This is a genomic window from Microbulbifer maximicatervae (SeqCode), from assembly GCF_052467695.1.
The window spans coordinates 3,066,142-3,085,680 of record NZ_CP174320.1; the positions used below are offsets into that span (position 1 = coordinate 3,066,142).

Below are 19,539 nucleotides of genomic sequence, written 5' to 3' on the forward strand. Positions count from 1 at the left end.
TAGGTGAGAGTACAGCTTTACACCACTTGTTCATACTTAAGCTTCTTATCTAAGGTTGCCTAGTTTATAGAAGTGAGTATCTAGGATCTTATATAAAAAGTCACGCCCTTGCTGATGGAGTTTCTCTGAGGAACCGTAGGTTTTAAAGTATTCAGGAAATAGTTGGGCAATATCTTCACTGGACCACTCTAGGTGAAACTGCAAACCCATTATTCTTTCGCTGAATAAAAAGGCCTGATGAGGGCACAAGTCAGATTCTGCCAAGCAAGTTGCCCCCTCCGGAATTTCAAAGAAATAGCTATGTGCCTGGAATACATTCTCTAAATTGAAATTTAGCGCTGTTGTAGACCTTATAGGTAGCCAGCCCATTTCCTCTTGAGGAAGTTGGCGGACCTCTGCTTCCAATGCATATGCAAGAATCTGTGCCCCAAGGCAGATGCCCAGTATTGGGATCGGAAGTTCAATGCAGTTTTTTACCCATGCAATCTCATTGGCAAGCCAGGGGAGCCTTTCGCGCTCACAAACGTTCATCATCCCACCAAGGATAATAACTCCTCTAAAGCCGCTTTGAGGAAGTGGTGACTTCTGGGGGTTAATGATAGAAAGCGGTATTCGCTTCTCTGTAGCCCAGTCATAAATATACCCCGGGCCCTCAGTTTCCTCATGTTGGATAATCAGTATCGGCTTGGTCATTTACTGGAAATCCTGACTTTCAAAATACAGTTCTTCCTTATAGTGGATGCCGGCTGCAGTTAGGCTTTTTGGCCAGCTATCTTTCGAAAGCGGTTTTAAACTGCTGCTATAAATGTCGCTGGAAAAATTATGGTCGGTGCTGACCAGCAGTATTTGGTCGAAGCTGGGGGTGGATGCAATTTCATGCACAAGCAAAGTGGAATTTTTAAGAGGTATTAATTGGTAGTGCCCATTTTCTGTCCTGGTAAGGGGGCTGTCCATTAGTCGAGAGGTTACCCGAAAAGTAACAGCTTGCAGAGCAAGTTTCCCTCCTCTTTCAAAATGCCCTGTAAACAATTGGGCGTTAAAAGCATTAAGTTTTCCCTCGCGCAGTTCGCGTAAAGAAAATTCCTCTGGAAGCAATGTGACTAACTCGTTTCGCTTGAGAAGGTTTTGCACCTCCGTCTGGTCATCAGTCTCCAATTCCAAAATAACCTGATGACTGTGTTTTCCGCTATGTAGTGGCAAGTGTGTGGCAATAACTTGCTCGCCGACGGTAAACAGGGCCATGCCATGAATTCCGATCGAAGTGTCATTTTGTTCTAGTGAAGGATGTGCGAAGCATACGTTTGAGCTGATTATCAGAGCCAAAAAGAGAAGAACATTTTTCATCGGTTTTGTGTAGCTATGACCTTGGATGCAGGGGATTCTAAGCGTACATTAGTGAATAATCGATTCAATAATGGAGACATTTGATTCCACTATGGAAATAGAAGCACTTGAGAAATTTCTAGTTATTGCAGCGACGGAGAACCTGCAACGCTCCGCAGACAGGCTGGATACGAGTCCAGGCGGACTGAGTAAAACCCTAAAGCGGCTGGAAGGAGAGCTGGGTACTCGCCTGTTTGACCGAGTTGGCAAGCAACTGAAAATCAATGATGCAGGCCGCAGACTGCAAAGTCGGGCGGTTGAGATGGTGGCGATTGCCAGAAGAATTCGCTCTGAAGTTGGTGAGCTAGAGGGAAATCAGGATTGCCGAATTGCTGCTCCGACCATGCTGCAACTAGCCTGGGGTACATTTATTCACCGCAAAATTATTAGTGAGGAATCAGGAGCGCGGTTGTCATTTACATCGGCCTATGAAGCTTTAGCATTGAAGATGTTATCCAGAGGGGAGGTAGACCTGGCCCTGATAACCGGGGCGGTTTTGGGGCAGTTGTCATCCACAATGGATGCTCGGCCACTTGGCTCAGTATCAATGTGTATTGCTGCAGGGCCTGACCACCCTTTGATAGTGGAGCAGGGGGCTGAGGTGAAGGCTTCACTGTCAGATATCTTGCAATATCCATTTGCCGCACCGAGGATATCACCCTTCTGTGGTGAAGAGCGGGGGATAGGTAGCGATGGGTGGCCAGAAATTAATTATCCTCGTAAGGTGCAGGTCGTTGTAAATGATTATGGGGTTCTTTGCCAGCTAGTAAAAAATAGTAGGCTGCTCGCTTTTCTGCCTGAGCCTCTGATAACTGAAATGGGTGGGGTGATCGTTAGGGTGGAGGATGGCGATATAAAATCTAGTGAAGAGCTCTTTGTAGTAGGAAGGAAAACGAATGCCTCCTGGCTAAGTAAATTTGCCGAGTGGGCTTAGTGTTTGGATTGGAGCCAGTTAAGCCAGCTTCCATAGAGGGTATTGCAGCAACTAAACTACCGAAATATTCGCTTGGTAACTGCCATATTTCCGCCTGGATGGCTTGCCCATCTCTTGATTCATCGCGAACCAGAGCGGGGCGCTCCTCCTCGGGGAGAACATAGAGTCGGTATTGGTGACTGGTTGTTGTTTTCTGATGTAACCGTTCTCCCCGCTCAGTGAGTTGCCAGTTGAGAGGTTACTCTTTGAGATGTGCACCACAGACTACAATTTTTGCCAGAGCTAATGGCGAGAGCCGCTGTCTTGGTTGGACGTCTCTCCCGGGCGTTCTCCTGTAGCAGCCAATGGGAGATTACAGGCCTGGTGTAAACTATTAGAAAAACTTAGCAGGGACATATCGCAATGTTTCTGGCTAAACAAAGTGACTCCCCAGCTAATTCCGGAACTAAGAAAGCCAACGGGCACTGCGGTCGCAGAATAGTCCAATAAATTCATAAAATTTGTGTAGGTTCCGAGAATAGAATTTCTTTGAATGGGTTGCTCGGATATTTGCTGGCGGGTGTAAGCAGTCGGTATAGTGGGAATAATGATAAAATCGACATTCTCCAGTGTTTTATCACAGGTTCTCTTTAGTGCTTGTAAGCGGTATTGTCCCAAGAAAGCATCAGCTGCAGTTTTTGTTTCCGCGGAGTTAATAACCTTCCGGATTACCTCAAGCATGGATTTCGGTTTTACACCTTGAGTTGCAATCCAGCGCTCGGCTACCCAGGGACCTTCGTATAGTAGCTTTGCCGCTTCTATAAAAGGATTAAAGTCTACAGTTACAGCCCGTCCGCCCAGCACTTTTAATTTTTTGATAGATTGATTAAAGAGTGCCTGGGTTTCTTTGTTCCCTTGAAAATCAAGTTGCTCAGGTATACCAAAAGAAAAACTGATCTTATTGTTAGGGAAGCTTTTCTGGAAATACCGCAGCCTATTTGAAGATGGGGTGGTACGGCTATAGATGTCGGCTGAATCAAACTTCGCCGTAATATCAAGTAGCTTGGCGGCATCTTGACAATTTAGGGCGAATATTGATATGCAGTCGAGACTTTTACAGGCGGGGACAACCCCTGTAGTGCTCAGCAGTCCCCGAGTGGGCTTGTGGCCTATTAAATTATTGAGTGCCGCAGGTACCCGACCAGAACCAGCAGTATCTGTTCCCAAAGCAAAACTGACTTGCCCAAGTGCTGTGGCAATAGCTGATCCCGCACTGCTCCCGCCAGAAATATACTCCTGGTTAAAAGAGTTTTTACCTTCTCCGTAAGGGGAGCGAACACCTACTAGACCGGTGGCGAATTGATCGAGATTGGTTTTGCCGAGCGGCACGGCTCCTGCTTCAATCAATAGCTTTACAACAAATGCGCTTTCGCGAGGGATATAGCTAAAGTCTGGGCAGGCTGCTGTTGTAGGTACTCCAGCAAGATCAATATTATCCTTGATAGCAAAGGGCACTCCGTATAATGGCAGATCGCTGGGCCTTATTCGGTCCAATGCTTCTAGATAGGGCTCTAGCTCTTCTCGCGTTAATAGGGTTATCCAGGCGTTATAATTGGCTTGCTGCAGTGCTTGCTTTAATAGACTGGCAATGAGTTCACGCGGTGTTGTAATACCTTGGGAGTAGGTGTTTCTTAGATGGTCTAGCGTTAAATCGTGGGCCATAAAAGGGTTCCGAGAATAACTTCAGCTAGGGAGCCTCTGAATAACTCCGTGATACCTCTGGCATGCAGAGCGGTTCACAGTCAAGGCGCGGCTTCGCAGGAATGTCTAGACCTTTCAAGAAGTCGCAACGCGGAGTGTGAATCGCTCTGCAAGCCCCGAAGGGCGGGCCTTGAAGGCCACAGCTGCTGCGTTGCAGCTCTTGCAAAGGGCTACGGCCATTCGCGGCGAGCTGCGCCTAACATCTGCAGCCTTCAAGACCCGCAGAGGCATTACGGAGTTATTCAGAGGCTCCCTAGATACCGAACTGTTATTTATTTCGATGTTTGTATTACTAAGATTATATTTTTTCAAGAATTTTTATCTCAATGTAAACCGCATAATATTAGATTTAGCAAATACATAATTAGTTTGATGTCCTCTCCGGTGGACAGGGTGTCCCTGCTGCAATCCAACCTTTCATTGCTTCAATGAACTTATCGTGGGGGATATTTACCGGTTGGCGGCTGTCACCGGGGTGCCATCCCCACAATACCAGTGGGCTGGTACTGACAAACTCCAGTTGACTGGTTGGTGCTCGCCCGCCGTTGTCCTGGGGAGTAGTTAACAGCTTGCAGATTTGAGCGGAGGATTTTTGTGACCAGTTCAACTCAATGGGTGCCATAACCCACCCTGGAGCTCCAGGCGCACCGGTAACAGGGTTGTTTTTATTTGAATGGCAGTTATTGCAACGCATGGTACCTGCCCCCATATTATCTGGACCGCGCTCCACTCTGGGAACATGGGGAGACCCTTCATTTATAAGTGGCATCTCCAACTGGTGGCAATTGAGGCAGCGGGGATGCAGAAGGACCTCTACGATAGTTTCCCAGTCCTGGTGCCCTGGAGTGCTGCTGGCCTCCTCTTGCTGGGATGCACCTCGATGTTGATCGCAACCGGTTAACGTGAGGAGTGCTATGGCACACAAAGCCAATAGGGGGCGAAAGAGAGCTGTGTCTGGCCGCATTTTCATTCGGCTTGCCTTTAAGTTCGATTTTCACTCTCAAACATAATTGGGCCTGAGGACTAGTGATAGTTTCGAGATTGATTGCCGCGTCAAAAGATAGACCTGGCGGGTTCATTTCTATTGGGTTGTGACCAGCGATTCATATTTGGGGATTAAGGCGCCGTAGTACGTGGTATGATAGGCGCGTTTTACTTGTTTGATTCTTATATAGCGGGCGCGACTTTTAGCGTCTAGGAGAGTGTATGTCCTGGTTAGGGGCGGGGTTAGGTGCAGGCTTTGGTTTTATGTTTGGCGGCCCAATTGGTGCGGCATTGGGAGCCTGGATCGGCAGTTCATTTGGTTCCAGTTTGCAGCAGCGCCTCGGGAAGGCTGCTTCGGCTCTGAGCAGGGATGGAGCCCAGACAATCTTCATTGTGACTCTATTTTCGATGTTGGCAAAAATGGCTAAGGCAGATGGCCTGGTTTCTAAAGCTGAAGTGGAGTTTATAGAGGGCTTTATTAGAAACAACCTCCGTCTGGGCACTGAGGAGCGCAAGCATGCAATCCGTATTTTTGAAAATGCCAAGACTGATAAGTACAGCATTTACGATTACGCAAAACAGTATCGCCAGCTGGTTCGCGATCAAGCAATGCGGGAAATGGTGTATCGCCTATTATTTGCTGTTGCTTATGCCGATGGTGAATTACATAGCGCAGAAGAAGAAATTTTAAAACGCATCACTGTTGATCTTGGGTTGCATGAATCTTTATTTGCGGCAATGCAAAATGAGTTTTTGCACGGGGGGAGGAGTACGGCTGCAAATCTGGAGCAGCATTACGCAGTGCTGGGTTGTACCCCGGAGACTAGCGATAAAGAGCTTAAATTAGCTTATCGCCGAAAAGCAGCAGAGTACCATCCCGATAAAATTGCTTCCAAGGGGTTGCCTGAAGAGTTTATGCGTCATGCTGATGATCAGATGAAAAGTATTACTGTTGCCTATGAAGCGATTGTGGAGGCGAGAAAGCAACAGGCTAAGGTTGTCAGCTAGGTTCAGGAAAGTAGCCTTGCTGTATTGCAAATAAAGGAGTTGATAGATGAGTCTTGCTGAGACAATTAAACATAAACTGACTGCGGAATTTTCCCCTCAGCATATTGAAGTGCAATGCGAAAGTCATATGCACAATGTGCCTGTTGGCTCTGAAATGCACTTTCGGGTCGTTTTGGTGAGTGAGGCGTTCAATTCAGCAAGGAAAGTGCAGCGCCATCAAAAAGTCTATGCGGCTTTGTCTGAAGAAATGGCTGGCCCAATACATGCTCTGGCTTTGCACACCTACAGCCCGGAAGAGTGGGAGGGACAGGCCCCCCAGAGTCCTGAATGCCAGGGTGGTGGAAAAAAGTCGTAATTCAGCGCTTTATTTAAAACAACTCAGACAGGTTCCAGTTCTGGAGCCTGTCGCGTTTTTCATTTAAACAGCCATTCAAAAATTTTCAGTTTCTTTTTGCGTCACGAAAGCCCTCATAAGCTTTTGCTGGTTGTAAGAATCAGTGGTGAAATGGCGTTAATTTTTTGTTTATAAATTTAGATCTCTTCATACCCCTCTTGCTCTGGCGGCCGCTAGAATTCCAAGAGGCGCCTATCCATTTTAAAAATCATACTTTGTTCGGGAAAATTAAACGCCAAAAAGCGGTTTAAGTGCCAGAAAACAATAAATACTTTTTTACACGCCAACATTTGTTTGTTTTTTCTACACCTGTTACTTCGTGCGACTAGACTGACCATTGATTGGGCTGATTGCTGTTTGATCTGCTGAATATCAATGGAGTTACCACAAATGAAGATGACGCGTATTCTGATCCCCGTTATGACGCCCCTAGCCTTAGCAATCTCTAGTGTCGCTTCGGCAGGACCGGCTGGCTATGCCCCTCCCCCACCAAAGACCCAGGAGTTTAAGGTTCGAATTGGTGGGGCCTATATCTCGCCCAATTCGGATAATGTCACGTTTGCGGACAGGTTCTTCGAGGGGCCGGATGATTTTATTGACGATTGGGGTGCATTCCGCTCCAACGTTGATCCCAGTGATGAGTGGGGCTGGTTTATCAATGTAGAGTGGCGGGCCACCGACCATATGAGTGTATCCCTGAGTTACACTGAGGGTGACCGCCATACAGGAGGAGATAACCGGCCCTGGCTACGTCGTTTTAACCCTGACTTTGATGAATTCCATCGTCGACGTGATTTTGCTAGGTGGAAGCCTCAAATCACGGCTGCTTATCTGAATTATTATCCGTTAGACCCTAGCTGCATGGTTCAGCCTTATATGGGAGTGGGTATTAACTATACCGACTTTACCGATGAGCGCCTGAGGAATTGGGGTTGGTGGGTTTTTGATGATGATGTTGAAGTGTTCCGGCCTTGGGATGGTCGTGTAAACCTGGGTGACAACTGGGGTTACACCTGGCAAATTGGTGTCGACTTTAACTTCGGTCACGATAGTAGCTGGCTGATTAATCTCGCGGCTATTTACTATGATGTAGATACCGATATTGAGGCAGACGTATTCTGGTTCGATACCGATAATGACAATGAGTTCTATCGCCATAGATTCGGTGGTGATTATCTCTTTGACCCCTGGTCATTCAATATTGGTGTAGGCTACAAGTTTGATTTCCACTGGTAATCAGTCATGCAGCCAAAAAAGGGCGCTTCGGCGTCCTTTTTTATTTAACGGTCATCTGATATTAAGGGGAAGGCGTTTAACCTTTCTTGGATGCTGCAGTTGCCAATCCTTGATTACAAGTTGTGCTTATATTGATCGCAATTGTATTCTTTAAATTTCTCTCTCAATTTTTTTATCTTGTCTTTCCATTTCTCCATCTGCTCTCCCGATCCGCCATCTTTTCTCTCTTCGCGGAAGTGCTCAATTTTTTGTTGCCACTTTTTACATTTCTTAAAGGATGCATCCTCCTGTGCATGTGCTGGGTTGGCAGAGAGAAGTACAGCAATTAGTGCGACAGTGAGGCCTGTTATTTTCATTGTTTTTCTCGTTTGTTGGTACGCAGATGATCCCATCTTCCAAATATAAAGTAAATAACTTGAAGTCTGGAGGTGTTATCTGTGTGGTAAGTGTTCTCTTAATGGTGCTTGATTGTTCTTGGTGCGATTACTTGTGTTGCTTACATTTTGGGTTTGGTGGATGAGGGTCTAATTTTGGTCACTTTCGAAGTGTGTTTCTTCTTTTTATTTTTTTTGGGGATTTTTTAAAAAATAATGCTCGATTGGTTCTCATTCTTTTATGGAGGTTTAATGTTGTTGTTGACTCTGTTTTTTGTGAATTGATAATCCCGCGTAAGAGGCTCCTTGATTGTTGAGTAATTTGGAGCTCGTTTATTTGACCAATAAATAAAACTAAAGATGAATTTATTTTTTAAGAAGTATTTAAAATTATTGTTGTCTGTAAATACGCGTATCCTGGCTGTTTTTGCGGTGCTTCTGCTTTGGGGGTGTGGCGGTGGAGGGAGCAGTGGCAGCTCTGGAGGTGACGATAGCTCTGGTTCCAGTGGGGGGCAGGTGTCTACAGATTTGGAGTCTCCCTCTAACTTAGTAGCCGTCACGACTTCGGCTTCCACTATCCGTATCTCCTGGGAGCCAAATGAGAGTGGTGATGTTTCCTATTTAATATATCGCGATGGTGAAGAGATAGCGGAGACGCAGGCTGAGCGGTTCGAAGATAGTGGTTTGTCCAGCGGTACAAAATATAGCTACAGCGCTGCCGTGAAAGTCAGTGACGGTAGCTACAGTGAGCCGTCAAATGAGGATATTGCAAGGACACTGGATAGCGATCGAGACGATGACTGGTATAACGGCACCTCCGTCGATACAACCTTTGCAGAAGTAAATACAACAATTGCACGTCTCGATGAATGTACGGCGGGTGAGCGAGTTAGCGATGTATGGGATATAGCTACAGAAAACCTCAATGAGTGTCTTAGGGCTGCCGCAGAGGTTATAAGCCTGGGAGATCGAGTAGGCGCATTAAGAGCTTATGTGGCGCGGCTGCGCAGAGAGGAAGATCCCGCACTTATTGAGTTGGGAATGCGCTTATTTCACAGTAAATCCCTGAGTTTAAATAACGATTCTTCGTGCTCATCTTGTCACCACCCCACACTGGGTTGTGGCAGTGATGGTTTGTCGTTACCGATTGGTGTAAATACGGTAAATCCTGACTTATTGGGGCCCGGTAGAAGCGATGGTAATCTGATGCCGCTATTACCGCGTAACTCGCCCCCCACCTGTAATTCTGCTATTTGGTCGGATAGCCTTTTTTGGGATAGGAGAGTCAGTTTCAGAACAGGTATTAACAACATTGAGGATAAAGCTACTTATTTAGCCAATCAGGTCAGAACTGATGATGGAGATGTCTCTGATGACGTAAATAGTTTTTCTGAAGAGATAGCCAGTAATTCCCTGACACTGTTGATGGCCCAGGCCCACTTTCCTGTAGTTACAGCAGAGGAAATGGGTGAGCGGGGAAGCTTTGCCAGTGATAGCGATTATCGCGAGAACATTGCGTCTGGTTTGAGTGATGAGTGGGATTCACTTTTCGAAGACGCTTTTGGGGATAGCGAAAAAACTTTCCTGCGGGTGTCTGAAGCCTTGGCTGCCTACCAGGCTTCCCAGCTATTTATTGATAACCCTTTCTTTGACTTCCTTGATGGCAATGATGATGCCATGACTGAGATGCAGAAACGTGGTGGAATCCTGTTTTACACCAACACTGCTTGTGCACAATGCCATGATGGGCCATTTTTTACTTTGGAAACGTCCAGGGGGTTTCGCTATCCACAAATTGGAGTCGGTACCAATGAAGATGGTAGCGATTTGGAAAGATATAGGGTGCCGTCGCTTCTCAATGTTTCCATTTCCGGTCCATGGGGGCACGCGGGACAGTTTGGCAGCTTAGAGCGAAATATCTCTCATTACTTCAATACTGTGGATTCCATCCAAAGTTATTTTGGTGTTGATGATACTGGCACACCCTTGACCGATACTGTTGCAGATTTGTGTGAGCTGGAGCAATTCGAGTATTTGGGCAGTGGTTGTGTTGATATTGTCGCACCCAATGGTTATCAGCTTACCATGGACTTGGTTGGTGATAGCCCGGCAAATCGTGGCGAGTCCGATGACGAAATCGAAATTTTGGCTGAGTTCCTCCGGGCTTTGACTGATCCCAGTGCGTTACCTGGGACTCCAGAAATCGATGTATTGATTCCGCCGAGAGATGGAGGTCCGGATGGCCGTCAGCTGGATGCGGTAGATCAGGAGGGGAACTCTTTATAGTAAGAAAAAAGTGCCCGACAAAATCGGGCACTTTTTTTGAAGGGGAAACCTGAGGGGCTGCCACCCCAGTGCTTACTGATTTGAGGGGAAACTGAACTGAATACCTTCCCTAACCCCGCTGGCAGGCCAGCGCTGGGTGATGGTTTTGCGTTTGGTGTAGAAACGCACTGAATCGGGTCCATATGCGTGAAGGTCACCAAACAATGAACGCTTCCAACCACCGAAACTGTGGTGTGCTACCGGTACCGGCAGAGGTACGTTGATACCAACCATTCCAACTTTAATATTGTCGCTGAAATAGCGTGCGGCCTCACCGTCGCGAGTAAATAGACAGGTGCCGTTACCGTATTCATGAGCATCGATAATATCCATGGCCTCTTGCATGGTTTCGACACGCATCACACAGAGTACCGGGCCAAATATCTCCCCACTATGAATCGACATTTCCGGAGTGACTTGATCGAACAGACAGGCGCCCAGGTAATTACCATTTTCAAAACCGGAAACGGTTTGGTTGCGCCCATCTACAGCCAACTCGGCACCCTCTTCGATACCAGCGGCAATATAACTCTCCACTTTTTGTAAGTGTTGCCGGGTTACCAGTGGCCCCATATCGCTTTGGCTGTCCATACCATCGCCGATTTTCAGATCAGCAATTTGTACTTTGAGCTTCTCAACAAGGGCATCGGCGGTTTCATTACCTACCGCTACAGCGACAGAGATGGCCATACAGCGTTCACCACAGGAACCATAGGCTGCGCCCATTAGAGCAGCGGCAGCGTTGTCCAGGTCGGCATCGGGCATGATGATCGCATGGTTCTTGGCACCACCAAACGCTTGCACTCTTTTTCCATGGGCGGTGCCTGTGGTGTAGACATACTCTGCGATCGGAGTCGATCCCACAAAGCTCACCGCTTGGACACGTTTATCGGTGAGGAGTGTATCGACGGCCTCTTTACCGCCGTTAACTACATTTAGTACCCCTGTAGGGATGCCGGCTTCTATACCCAGCTCCGCGATAAACAGTGCAGAGGAGGGGGTGCGTTCGGAGGGTTTTAGTACAAAGGTATTGCCGCAGGCAATTGCCATGGGCCACATCCACAGGGGGACCATAGCGGGGAAGTTAAAGGGGGTTATGCCGGCACAAACACCCAGCGGTTGGAATTCGCTCCAGGAGTCTATTGCCGGCCCGACATTTTTACTGTGTTCGCCCTTTAGCATTTCCGGAGTAGAGCAAACGTACTCGATATTCTCGATGCCTCGCTGTAATTCCCCCATCGCATCGTCGAGGACTTTGCCGTGTTCCAGGGTAATCAGCTCACAAATCTTTGTAGCGTTTTCCTGTAGCAGGTCTCGCAGGCGGTACATAATCCGTACTCGCTTGGCCGTCGGAAGGTTTCGCCAAGCGGGGAAGGCTGCTTCAGCTGCACTAATGGCCTCTTCAACCGTCACTTTAGAGGCTAGCGAAACCTGGGCGATCACTTCGTTGGTGGAGGGGTTGGTGACCTCTTGGAGTTCGGAGTTACCTGCGGCACCGGTGTCATTAACCATGTTGCCATTAATCAGGTGGCCGATTACTTTCATAGTTCTCTCTCAGTCGGGTTTATCAATTATTGTTCTACTGCTTTGCCCCTTTGTAACACAGCTCTGTGTTTTGGGGAAAAGCTCCCGACTGTTCGGAGTTATTCGTGTTTGGGAAAATCCCTGAGAACCGCCAAAAATGCATCGCCGAAGCGTTCGAGCTTACTGTCTCCAACGCCGGAGACCGCTAATAGCTCGCTGCGTGTTTGTGGGTGGGCTTGTACCATGCCGCGCAGGGTCGCATCGTGGAAGACGACATAAGGCGGCACGCCGCGCTCTTCTGCCAACTGTTTGCGACAGTTGCGCAGGGCTTCCCAAAGCACTTGGTTTTCTGGGCTGAGATCATCCAGGCTGCGACTGTCACGGCTCTGCGAGCGCGCTGCTTTCGGGGGAAGCTTGCGCAGGTTGAGAGTCTCTTCCCGTCGCAGCAGCGGGCGACAAATTTCAGTGAGCCTCAGCCCCTGGAATTCTCCCTCGACCTCCAGATAGCCGCGAACAATCAGCTGCCGCACGACTGCCCGCCATTCGGCCGCGCTCAGGTCTTTGCCGATGCCATGAGTGGAGAGCTGGTCGTGCTCGAATTTGCGGACTTTCTCGTTCTCGGAGCCGCGTAGTACATCGATCACGTGGCTGGCGCCAAAGCGCTGTCCGGTGCGATAGACACAGGAGAGTAGTTTTACCGCTGCCTCACTGGCATCCCAGGTGGCAGGCGGCTCCAGACAGGTGTCACAGTTGCCGCAGGGGTTGTCCAGTGGTTCCGCAAAATAGTCCAGCAGGGCCTGGCGGCGGCAGCTGGTGATTTCACACAGCCCGAGCATGGCATTCAGGCGGCTGCGTTCCTGGCGCTTGTGCTCTTCGCTGCCCTCTGAGGACTCCACCATCTGGCCGATCTTTACCACATCCTCGAGACCGTAGAGGAGTAAAGCAACTGAGGCCCCACCATCGCGGCCGGCACGGCCCGTTTCCTGATAGTAGGCTTCGATGCTTTTGGGCAGGTCCAGGTGAACAACGAAACGCACATCCGGCTTATCAATCCCCATACCAAATGCAATGGTGGCGACAACAATGACGCCCTCTTCACGCAGGAAGCGGCGCTGGTGCTCGGCGCGGGTCTCGGCGGGTAGCCCGGCGTGATAGGGCAAGGCAGTGAAGCCTTGCTGGCTCAACCACTCCGCAGTGTTCTCCACTTTGGCTCGGGACAGGCAGTAAATAACCCCGGCGTTGCCCTGATGTCCATTCTGTAAGAATTGCAGCAGTTGGCGGCGCTGGTTGTCCTTGGGCTCAATGCAGTACTGGATATTGGGGCGGTCGAAGCTGCTGACAAAGTGGCGGGCCTCTTCCAAGTCCAAGCGGCGAGCAATTTCTGCACGGGTGCGCTTGTCTGCTGTCGCTGTCAGGGCAATACGGGGTACCCGGGGGAATTGCTCGTGCAGGCAGTTAAGTTGCAGATAGTCGGCGCGAAAGTCGTGCCCCCACTGGGAAACACAGTGGGCTTCATCAATGGCAAACAGCGACAGTTCCACCCTTTGCAGTAATGACAGGGTTCGTGGCTGTAGCAACCGCTCCGGGGCCAGATAGAGGAGATCCAGCTCACCGTGTAATAGCTGGCTTTCGATTGCCTGGATTTCGTCGTAGGCCACTGATGAATTCAAGTAAGCGGCGCGGATGCCGGCTTCCTGAAGAGCTTCTACCTGGTCCTGCATCAGGGCAATCAGGGGGGAGATAACAACTCCACACCCGGGGCGCGCCAGGGCGGGAATCTGGTAGCACAGGGATTTACCACCGCCGGTGGGCATTAATACCAGGGCATCATTGCCGGCTACCAGTGTGTCGATAACTGCTTTTTGAGGATCGCGGAAATCGGTATAGCCAAAAACGTGTTCGAGAATATGTTGTGGGGAATTCATGGGCGGGGAGTATACCTTGTGGCTCGATCGCGCGTGGTATGTTTATTGATGAGTATGCCGCTGAAATTGAATGAAATTGGCGGCTTTACGCCTGTGACATATTTCGCGGGTTATAATCCTACGCCATCACAGCGGCAAGCTAAGGATAGGGCTATGCGCACATTGATTTTGTCAACTGTGTTGTCGTTGACGGTTCCTGCCGGACTTCTGGGGTGCGCCTCCACCTCCCCACATAATCTGGTTCAATCTGTTGTTGCTGACACTCACCTGGGGTGGCAAACAGCACCGGAAAACCAACTGGCATTTTCCCTGGCGACCGCATCGGGTGTTGCCCAGGTTGAGCTACAGCCTTTGCCGGAAGAGTTCACAGTGGTCACTCTTGAGTTACCCGGCATGCAAAAAGTTGAAAATATTCAGTGGGAAAATGAAGAAGGGAAATTCACCACGCTGTATGACGGCGAGGCGAGTTTGGAAGGCGTCAGCCTACAGAGCAGGGGGCACGGCTATCGCTTGCAGTTGCAGTTGTCTGCGATGGACTATCTCCGGGATGGGGGGGTGCTGACCGTTACGGATCAGCGTTAGAAACTCTACTGGTACGCTCAAAGCCCAGTCCTGCAGGGCGAATCAAATAGAGCTGTTTCCAGTACTTTCCAGTTATCCAGAGCCCATTTTTGGCTTTGTCCCAGGCGATCCCATTGGCCACGGTGTCAGGGTGATTTCTGCCGGCCGGATTGAGAGCGCTGAGATCGATAATGCCGCGCACCTGGCCACTCTCCGGATCGATGGCAATAATCTGTTTTTCTTGCCATATATTTGCCCAAATCAGGCCCTGGGCAAATTCCAATTCATTGAGTCTGGACCAATTTTTACCTCCGCCTTGAACTTTGAGGTGTCGCACTACCTCAAAAGTATCGGGATCGCGGAAAACCAGTTCGCCACTGCCATTACTCATAATCAGCTGCTGGCCATTACTGGTGAGGCCCCAGCCTTCGCCTCGATAGTGCATGACCTTCAAATGTTGGAGCTTGTCTGCGTGGTAGACATGGACCTCTCCCGCCTTGTAGGTCAGCAGGTAAAGTTTATCGTGGAGAACTGTGAGCCCTTCGGCGAAACGATTCCTGGCCAGCCATTTGCGTCTTACTGGATTGGCGCCAGGATCGGTATACTCGGCGAGCCAGGAGCGGCGGTAGCGACCACTGCTCTCCCACCAGCGTTGACCATCGTAGAAAAGCCCCTGGGTGAAATGGTCCCCTCCACGCTGGCGCTCTTCCAGGATGGAAAAAGGGATTGTCTGGAGTTGTGTCTCTGCAGCTGCACTTTGCGGCCACGGGGCGTAAAGCAATAACAGTATCCAGCTGTTCACGAGAAGTCGGTTCATCAATAGCCTATGACCAGAATTAAAACTTTTATCACTTTGACGCTGCTGGGTGGACTCGCAGTGGTGCTGCCTATAGCTATCTTTGTCCTGCTGTTTCAGTGGCTGTTCGGTCAAGTTAGTGATCTTGTAGCTCCCGCTGTGGTGTGGCTTGAGGCGCATACAGAATTTAAGAATACCCTTGCCAGGCTCGTGGTGATAGCCCTGATCCTTGGTGGTTGTTTCGCGATTGGTTTGTTGGTGAAAACCAGTGTTGGCAGCTGGTTACACCGCCATGTGGATCACTGGTTGGGACGCCTGGCGCCGGGTTACAGCACCATCAAAGATGTGGTGATCCAGTTTATTGGTGGCGGTGGTGAAGGTGTGCTGGCGGGGCCGGTAGCCAAGGTCCGCATTCACGGCATTGATAATCCGCTCACAGTCACCGCAATTGTCACTTCTCAACACCCCAATGGGGATATGACGGTCTATGTGCCTACAGCGCCGGTACCCACCTCCGGGTTTGTGTTTCACGTGCCGGCAGAGTGCGTAGAAATACTGCCCGGCGTGAGTGTTGAGGCGGCGATGAAGACGATCGTCGCCTGTGGTTCCGGCAGTGCCAACTTGCTGTCTTCAGAGAAGAAGGACACTGGAACTCCCTCTACTTGATATCCCGGTTTCTACCCAGATCGCGAATGGCAAAGCGAGCCGGGTGCAGTGCTTTGGCCAGGGTTGCGCTGACCGGTAGGGGTTCGTTGAGCATCCAGGCAGTCAGTACCTCGGCTGTTAGTGGTGCGTAGGTAAAGCCACGGGAACCCAAGCCTCCCAATACATATAGACCTTGCTGGTAGTCAGCCCGCTCGGGGACGTACTGCTTGCGGTTCTTGCGCAGTGCGACATAGGTATCGCTGATAGAGTCCCAGTTGGGTAAGGGGCCGGCTAAGGGTAGGTAGTCGGGGGTCGCTGCGCGCAAAGCCGCTCGGCCAGAGAGAGACTGTTGTGAGAACTCATCTGCTATTTGCGGCAGTAGCTCTGCCAGGGTTTGTAGATTCTCGCTGTGCTCGCTAACCCGTAGGTCAGTAGCGGTCTCCTTAAGCTTAAAGGTGGCACCAAAGCTTTGACGCCCTTGATAGGCAGGAGTGATATAACCCTCACCGCACAAAGCCATTTGTAACTGCGAAGAATTTTCAGTGGCCGTTGCTCTGGATACCTGCCCGCGAATCGGCTTCAGGGGGAGGGCCGCCGCAGGGGCAAATTGGCGAATGTCATTGGCACCGCACAGAACTACCGCATCAAATTGAAAGTCATTGCGGTCTGTTTTCACTGACCAACCGCTCGATTCTCGCCCTAACCCTTTTACCAAGCTGTTGCTGTGCAGGTTGATATTTGGGTGCTGTAATAAAGTGGCGCAGACTTTGCGCGGTTCAATCCACCCGGCGTGAGGAAAGTGCAGTCCACCCACGGGTAGGTCCACACCTGCCAGGGAGCTGGCCGCTCGAGCGTCGACAGGTTCAGCCAATAGCTGCCCATCGCTCTCCGCCAGTGTGGCGGCAACCTGACTCTGTAATTGTTGTTCCCGCTCAGTTTGCGCCAATTGCAGTAGACCGCTGAAGTGGCTCACTTTAGAGCAGCGGCTGCGATAGTAGCGCTGGGCAAACATCAAAGCGTGGAGATTGAAGTCTCCGTTGGGGCCGGGCTTGGGAGATAACTTGGCGTATAGAATTCCCTGGTCATTCCCAGAGCCGCCAGAGCCGGGTTCCTCACCCTGTTCAAATACCTGAACATCGATGCCGCGCTCTGCCAGTGCCCGGGCAATAGTGGCACTGGCTATTCCCGCGCCGACAATAGCGACGGTTTTAGGAGGCTTGCTTTCCTGGTGAGGCAGGTGCCACGGAGTTTCTCTGGTTTCGCTCACTTGCGGGCTCTCCAGAGTGCCACACAGCATCTCTCTTTTGCGCCCGAAGCCGGGAACCTTACGCAGGGAAAAACCGGCATCACGGAGTCCGCGCTTTACCAGCCCGGCACAGGTAAAGGTGGCGAAAGTGGCGCTGGGACTGCTCAGAGCGGCCATGTTGTTAAACAGCTCTGGTGTCCACATATCCGGGTTCTTGGCTGGGGCAAAACCATCCAGGAACCAAGCGTCTACCTGGTGATCGCTGTCCCTTTGCAGGCGCAAGCTGTTCAGGGCCTCACTTGCCTCCCCGATAATCAGGGTCAGGCTGACAGGGCCAAAGTGCAGCCGGTGAATGCCGGCGGCCAGCAGGGGAGGGTAGCTATCAATCAAAGGCTGAGCGAACGGGGCCAGTTGTGGCCAGAGATCCATTGCCCTGCGCAGGTCGTTGGGACGCAGTGGGAACTTCTCGACCGAAATAAAGTGCAAGCGAGCACTTTCCGGGGCCGTTTTCTGCCAAAGCTCTGCGGCGGCGAGAAAGTTCAGGCCGGTGCCGAAGCCTGTCTCGGCAATGGTAAAGGTGCCGTTCTCTGCGAGCCGTTGCCAGCGTTCAGCCAGGGCATTTTGCTGCAGGAAAACGTAGCGGGTTTCCTCCAGGCCGGAGGCGCTGGAAAAATAGATGTCGTCGTAGGCGCGAGACAGCGGCTGGCCGTCTTCACGCCATTCAATTTCTGCGTACTTTTTGTCCGGTTCGCTCACAATAAGACTTCCGTCAGCCCTCATCCTGCAAGCCAAACTCGCGCATTACCTGGGCGCACCAGCGCTGGATACGCTCCTCGCTCAGATCGAATTCGTTCTCCTCATCCAGGGCCAGCCCGACAAACTGGCTGCCATCGGCGGTTAGCCCCTTGGACTCTTCAAACTCGTAACCTTCTGCGGACCAATAGCCCACTGCACGGGCACCGCAGGCGAGGAGCTGTGAATGCAAATAGCCCAAGGCGTCCTGGAACCACTGGGGGTAGCCTTCCTGATCACCCAGACCAAACAGCGCGACCTTTTTCTCGTGCAGGTCCAGCGCGGCCAAGTCGTCCCAGATATTTTCCCAGTCCTCTTGCAGTTCGCCGTAGTCCCAGGTGGGAATGCCGAACAAAAGGAAGTCGTAGTCTTCGGCGAGGCCAATATCCGCCTCTGCGATATTGTGGATATCAATCCATTGAGGACCGATACACTGGCGGATCTTCTCCGCAGCCATTTCGGTATAGCAAGTGCTGGAACCGTAAAAGAGTCCGATTGGGGCTTGGGAACTTTGCATAACAGGTGAACTTCTTACTGCTGGGACACGGCGCCACTAAAATCCAATTGTCGCCAAGCCTCGTAGATAACAATGGCGGCGGCATTGGATAGGTTGATACTGCGGCTCTCGGCACGCATGGGGATACGCAAAGTGTTTTCGGCCCCTACTGCTTGCAGGAACTCTGCGGGTAGCCCCCGGGTCTCCGGGCCAAACACAATGGCGTCATCCGCCTGGAATTCGATCGCGGTATGGCTTTTGCTTCCCTTGGTGGAGAGCGCCAGCACCCTGGCGGGTTGCTCGCTATCGATAAAGGTCTGCCAGTCCTTGTGGCGCACCACGCGACTGTACTCGCTGTAGTCGAGGCCGGCGCGACGCAGGCGTTTGTCATCCATATCGAAACCTAAGGGCTCGATAAGGTGCAGCTCTGCCCCGGTATTGGCACAAAGTCGAATAATATTGCCGGTATTTGGCGCTATTTCAGGTTGGTATAGAACAATCTTGAACATGAGGTGGCGTTTGCGCTGGAGAGACTTCTAGCTAGACCGGACAGCAGTGCCCGGCCCTGTACGGCTGCGGATTATTCCACAATTAGATGGGGGTGGCGATCTCCTCGCAATCGATCTCGACCCCGAGTTCATTGGCAATCTGGTCCAGATCGTCACGCAGGCCGTCGAGATCTATGTCTTCGGCCACACTGATAGTGCACTCGGCATTAAACAGGGGCTCACCGCTCCAGGGGGTGCTGCCGTAAGTGGTTTCCAGATGCTCCATATTGATATGGTGAGCGGTAAGTGCGCGCGAGATCTCGCGGACTATGCCGGGACGGTCGTTGCCAACCAGTTTCAGCGTCAGCGTCTGCTGGGGTTTGGCGGATACTGCAATGGCATCTTCAATGACCAGGTTGTAGCCTGCGTTTGCCAGGGCTGATAACGCCTCTTTAAGTGTCTCGCTTTTATCTGCGGGCACCGCCACCCGCAGGATTCCGGCAAACTTCCCAGCGAAGTGGGCCATATGGCTGTCTTCCCAGTTGCCGCCGTTATCTGCGATAACTGCTGAAAGCTTTTCCACGACACCGGGCTTGTCATCAGAGATCATGGAGATAACGAGATGCTGTTGCATATAGGGTTCCTTTGCTTCACGAGAGACGTTGAGCTGACATTGTAATAGGATCTC

19 protein-coding genes and 1 pseudogene are annotated in these 19,539 nt (G+C 50.7%); 7 read left to right on the top strand and 13 right to left on the bottom strand.

Going from position 1 to position 19,539, the window contains the following annotated elements:
* Positions 1 to 45 precede the first annotated feature (45 nt).
* Positions 46 to 693, bottom strand: coding sequence for a type 1 glutamine amidotransferase (locus ACJJI8_RS13450; RefSeq protein WP_444932686.1), 648 nt, complete (start codon positions 691 to 693; stop codon positions 46 to 48).
* The gene (locus ACJJI8_RS13455) at positions 694 to 1,344 is read right to left on the bottom strand and encodes a hypothetical protein (protein WP_444932687.1); all 651 of its coding nucleotides are present in this window, start codon (positions 1,342 to 1,344) and stop codon (positions 694 to 696) included. It lies immediately after the preceding gene.
* A gap of 91 nt (positions 1,345 to 1,435) precedes the next feature.
* Between ACJJI8_RS13455 and ACJJI8_RS13460 the strand changes: the two genes are divergently transcribed.
* Entirely contained in the window at positions 1,436 to 2,317 is an 882-nt protein-coding gene (locus ACJJI8_RS13460; protein WP_444932688.1) for a LysR family transcriptional regulator, read from the top strand.
* Here the strand turns inward: ACJJI8_RS13460 and ACJJI8_RS13465 are convergent.
* The 3 genes and pseudogenes from ACJJI8_RS13465 to ACJJI8_RS13475 form a co-directional block, all read right to left on the bottom strand.
* Positions 2,244 to 2,495, bottom strand: a pseudogene (locus ACJJI8_RS13465) (allophanate hydrolase-related protein); the annotation flags it as partial. The gene ACJJI8_RS13460 and the pseudogene ACJJI8_RS13465 sit on opposite strands and share 74 nt — an antisense overlap.
* Positions 2,496 to 2,599: 104 nt before the next feature.
* Positions 2,600 to 4,018 (bottom strand): allophanate hydrolase, encoded by a 1,419-nt coding sequence (gene atzF, locus ACJJI8_RS13470; protein ID WP_444932689.1) that lies wholly within the window; start codon positions 4,016 to 4,018, stop codon positions 2,600 to 2,602.
* Positions 4,019 to 4,421: 403 nt separating this feature from the next.
* Complete coding sequence (locus ACJJI8_RS13475) at positions 4,422 to 5,027, bottom strand: hypothetical protein (RefSeq protein ID WP_444932690.1); 606 nt, start codon at positions 5,025 to 5,027, stop codon at positions 4,422 to 4,424.
* Positions 5,028 to 5,263: 236 nt separating this feature from the next.
* On the opposite strand from ACJJI8_RS13475, the gene djlA reads away from it, so the two are divergent.
* The 3 genes from djlA to ACJJI8_RS13490 all read left to right on the top strand — a co-directional run bounded on the left by djlA (position 5,264) and on the right by ACJJI8_RS13490 (position 7,679).
* The gene (djlA, locus tag ACJJI8_RS13480) at positions 5,264 to 6,049 is read left to right on the top strand and encodes a co-chaperone DjlA (protein ID WP_444916609.1); all 786 of its coding nucleotides are present in this window, start codon (positions 5,264 to 5,266) and stop codon (positions 6,047 to 6,049) included.
* A gap of 46 nt (positions 6,050 to 6,095) precedes the next feature.
* The gene (locus tag ACJJI8_RS13485; protein ID WP_444905860.1) at positions 6,096 to 6,404 is read left to right on the top strand and encodes a BolA family protein; all 309 of its coding nucleotides are present in this window, start codon (positions 6,096 to 6,098) and stop codon (positions 6,402 to 6,404) included.
* Between the two features lie 429 nt (positions 6,405 to 6,833).
* The gene (locus ACJJI8_RS13490; RefSeq protein ID WP_444932691.1) at positions 6,834 to 7,679 is read left to right on the top strand and encodes an OmpW/AlkL family protein; all 846 of its coding nucleotides are present in this window, start codon (positions 6,834 to 6,836) and stop codon (positions 7,677 to 7,679) included.
* A 113-nt stretch (positions 7,680 to 7,792) separates the two neighbouring features.
* Here ACJJI8_RS13490 and ACJJI8_RS13495 read toward each other — a convergent pair whose 3' ends face one another.
* Entirely contained in the window at positions 7,793 to 8,035 is a 243-nt protein-coding gene (locus tag ACJJI8_RS13495) for a hypothetical protein (RefSeq protein WP_444932692.1), read from the bottom strand.
* A 378-nt stretch (positions 8,036 to 8,413) separates the two neighbouring features.
* Between ACJJI8_RS13495 and ACJJI8_RS13500 the strand changes: the two genes are divergently transcribed.
* Complete coding sequence (locus ACJJI8_RS13500; protein WP_444932693.1) at positions 8,414 to 10,339, top strand: cytochrome-c peroxidase; 1,926 nt, start codon at positions 8,414 to 8,416, stop codon at positions 10,337 to 10,339.
* Between the two features lie 72 nt (positions 10,340 to 10,411).
* On the opposite strand, the gene ACJJI8_RS13505 is transcribed toward ACJJI8_RS13500, so the two are convergent.
* Together ACJJI8_RS13505 and recQ are read right to left on the bottom strand one after the other, a co-directional pair.
* Positions 10,412 to 11,923 carry a CoA-acylating methylmalonate-semialdehyde dehydrogenase gene (locus ACJJI8_RS13505; RefSeq protein ID WP_444932694.1) on the bottom strand — a complete coding sequence of 504 codons (1,512 nt, stop codon included), beginning with the start codon at positions 11,921 to 11,923 and terminating at the stop codon, positions 10,412 to 10,414.
* 98 nt (positions 11,924 to 12,021) lie between these two features.
* Entirely contained in the window at positions 12,022 to 13,827 is a 1,806-nt protein-coding gene (recQ, locus tag ACJJI8_RS13510) for a DNA helicase RecQ (protein ID WP_444932695.1), read from the bottom strand.
* Positions 13,828 to 13,980: 153 nt separating this feature from the next.
* On the opposite strand from recQ, the gene ACJJI8_RS13515 reads away from it, so the two are divergent.
* Positions 13,981 to 14,409 carry a hypothetical protein gene (locus ACJJI8_RS13515; RefSeq protein ID WP_157953964.1) on the top strand — a complete coding sequence of 143 codons (429 nt, stop codon included), beginning with the start codon at positions 13,981 to 13,983 and terminating at the stop codon, positions 14,407 to 14,409.
* On the opposite strand, the gene ACJJI8_RS13520 is transcribed toward ACJJI8_RS13515, so the two are convergent.
* Positions 14,393 to 15,205 carry a glutaminyl-peptide cyclotransferase gene (locus tag ACJJI8_RS13520; RefSeq protein ID WP_444916033.1) on the bottom strand — a complete coding sequence of 271 codons (813 nt, stop codon included), beginning with the start codon at positions 15,203 to 15,205 and terminating at the stop codon, positions 14,393 to 14,395. The two genes, ACJJI8_RS13515 and ACJJI8_RS13520, sit on opposite strands and share 17 nt — an antisense overlap.
* 9 nt (positions 15,206 to 15,214) lie before the next feature.
* Between ACJJI8_RS13520 and ACJJI8_RS13525 the strand changes: the two genes are divergently transcribed.
* A complete protein-coding gene (locus ACJJI8_RS13525; protein WP_444932696.1) occupies positions 15,215 to 15,850 on the top strand; it encodes a DUF502 domain-containing protein in 636 nt (211 codons plus the stop codon).
* On the opposite strand, the gene mnmC is transcribed toward ACJJI8_RS13525, so the two are convergent.
* The 4 genes from mnmC to ACJJI8_RS13545 form a co-directional block, all read right to left on the bottom strand.
* Positions 15,843 to 17,831 (bottom strand): bifunctional tRNA (5-methylaminomethyl-2-thiouridine)(34)-methyltransferase MnmC2/FAD-dependent 5-carboxymethylaminomethyl-2-thiouridine(34) oxidoreductase MnmC1, encoded by a 1,989-nt coding sequence (mnmC, locus tag ACJJI8_RS13530; RefSeq protein ID WP_444932697.1) that lies wholly within the window; start codon positions 17,829 to 17,831, stop codon positions 15,843 to 15,845. The genes ACJJI8_RS13525 and mnmC overlap by 8 nt on opposite strands.
* A 13-nt stretch (positions 17,832 to 17,844) precedes the next feature.
* Positions 17,845 to 18,384: a flavodoxin FldB gene (gene fldB / locus ACJJI8_RS13535; protein ID WP_444896612.1), complete on the bottom strand. Its 540-nt coding sequence runs from the start codon at positions 18,382 to 18,384 to the stop codon at positions 17,845 to 17,847.
* 14 nt (positions 18,385 to 18,398) lie between these two features.
* Positions 18,399 to 18,872 (bottom strand): tRNA (uridine(34)/cytosine(34)/5-carboxymethylaminomethyluridine(34)-2'-O)-methyltransferase TrmL, encoded by a 474-nt coding sequence (trmL, locus tag ACJJI8_RS13540; protein ID WP_108732553.1) that lies wholly within the window; start codon positions 18,870 to 18,872, stop codon positions 18,399 to 18,401.
* An 82-nt stretch (positions 18,873 to 18,954) separates the two neighbouring features.
* Positions 18,955 to 19,485, bottom strand: a complete 531-nt coding sequence (locus ACJJI8_RS13545; RefSeq protein WP_282933559.1) for a glycine cleavage system transcriptional repressor — start codon at positions 19,483 to 19,485, stop codon at positions 18,955 to 18,957.
* Positions 19,486 to 19,539: the final 54 nt, after the last annotated feature.

Bases quoted from the DNA above. Each gene is read 5' to 3' on its own strand.
- ACJJI8_RS13520 (WP_444916033.1), bottom strand. From the start codon at position 15,205: ATGAACCGACTTCTCGTGAACAGCTGGATACTGTTATTGCTTTACGCC.
- ACJJI8_RS13460 (WP_444932688.1), top strand. From the start codon at position 1,436: ATGGAAATAGAAGCACTTGAGAAATTTCTAGTTATTGCAGCGACGGAG.
- ACJJI8_RS13485 (WP_444905860.1), top strand. From the start codon at position 6,096: ATGAGTCTTGCTGAGACAATTAAACATAAACTGACTGCGGAATTTTCC.
- ACJJI8_RS13545 (WP_282933559.1), bottom strand. From the start codon at position 19,485: ATGCAACAGCATCTCGTTATCTCCATGATCTCTGATGACAAGCCCGGT.
- ACJJI8_RS13500 (WP_444932693.1), top strand. From the start codon at position 8,414: ATGAATTTATTTTTTAAGAAGTATTTAAAATTATTGTTGTCTGTAAAT.
- ACJJI8_RS13475 (WP_444932690.1), bottom strand. From the start codon at position 5,027: ATGAAAATGCGGCCAGACACAGCTCTCTTTCGCCCCCTATTGGCTTTG.
- trmL (WP_108732553.1), bottom strand. From the start codon at position 18,872: ATGTTCAAGATTGTTCTATACCAACCTGAAATAGCGCCAAATACCGGC.
- ACJJI8_RS13455 (WP_444932687.1), bottom strand. From the start codon at position 1,344: ATGAAAAATGTTCTTCTCTTTTTGGCTCTGATAATCAGCTCAAACGTA.
- ACJJI8_RS13490 (WP_444932691.1), top strand. From the start codon at position 6,834: ATGAAGATGACGCGTATTCTGATCCCCGTTATGACGCCCCTAGCCTTA.
- ACJJI8_RS13525 (WP_444932696.1), top strand. From the start codon at position 15,215: ATGACCAGAATTAAAACTTTTATCACTTTGACGCTGCTGGGTGGACTC.
- ACJJI8_RS13450 (WP_444932686.1), bottom strand. From the start codon at position 693: ATGACCAAGCCGATACTGATTATCCAACATGAGGAAACTGAGGGCCCG.
- atzF (WP_444932689.1), bottom strand. From the start codon at position 4,018: ATGGCCCACGATTTAACGCTAGACCATCTAAGAAACACCTACTCCCAA.
- djlA (WP_444916609.1), top strand. From the start codon at position 5,264: ATGTCCTGGTTAGGGGCGGGGTTAGGTGCAGGCTTTGGTTTTATGTTT.
- ACJJI8_RS13505 (WP_444932694.1), bottom strand. From the start codon at position 11,923: ATGAAAGTAATCGGCCACCTGATTAATGGCAACATGGTTAATGACACC.
- ACJJI8_RS13515 (WP_157953964.1), top strand. From the start codon at position 13,981: ATGCGCACATTGATTTTGTCAACTGTGTTGTCGTTGACGGTTCCTGCC.
- ACJJI8_RS13495 (WP_444932692.1), bottom strand. From the start codon at position 8,035: ATGAAAATAACAGGCCTCACTGTCGCACTAATTGCTGTACTTCTCTCT.
- recQ (WP_444932695.1), bottom strand. From the start codon at position 13,827: ATGAATTCCCCACAACATATTCTCGAACACGTTTTTGGCTATACCGAT.
- fldB (WP_444896612.1), bottom strand. From the start codon at position 18,384: ATGCAAAGTTCCCAAGCCCCAATCGGACTCTTTTACGGTTCCAGCACT.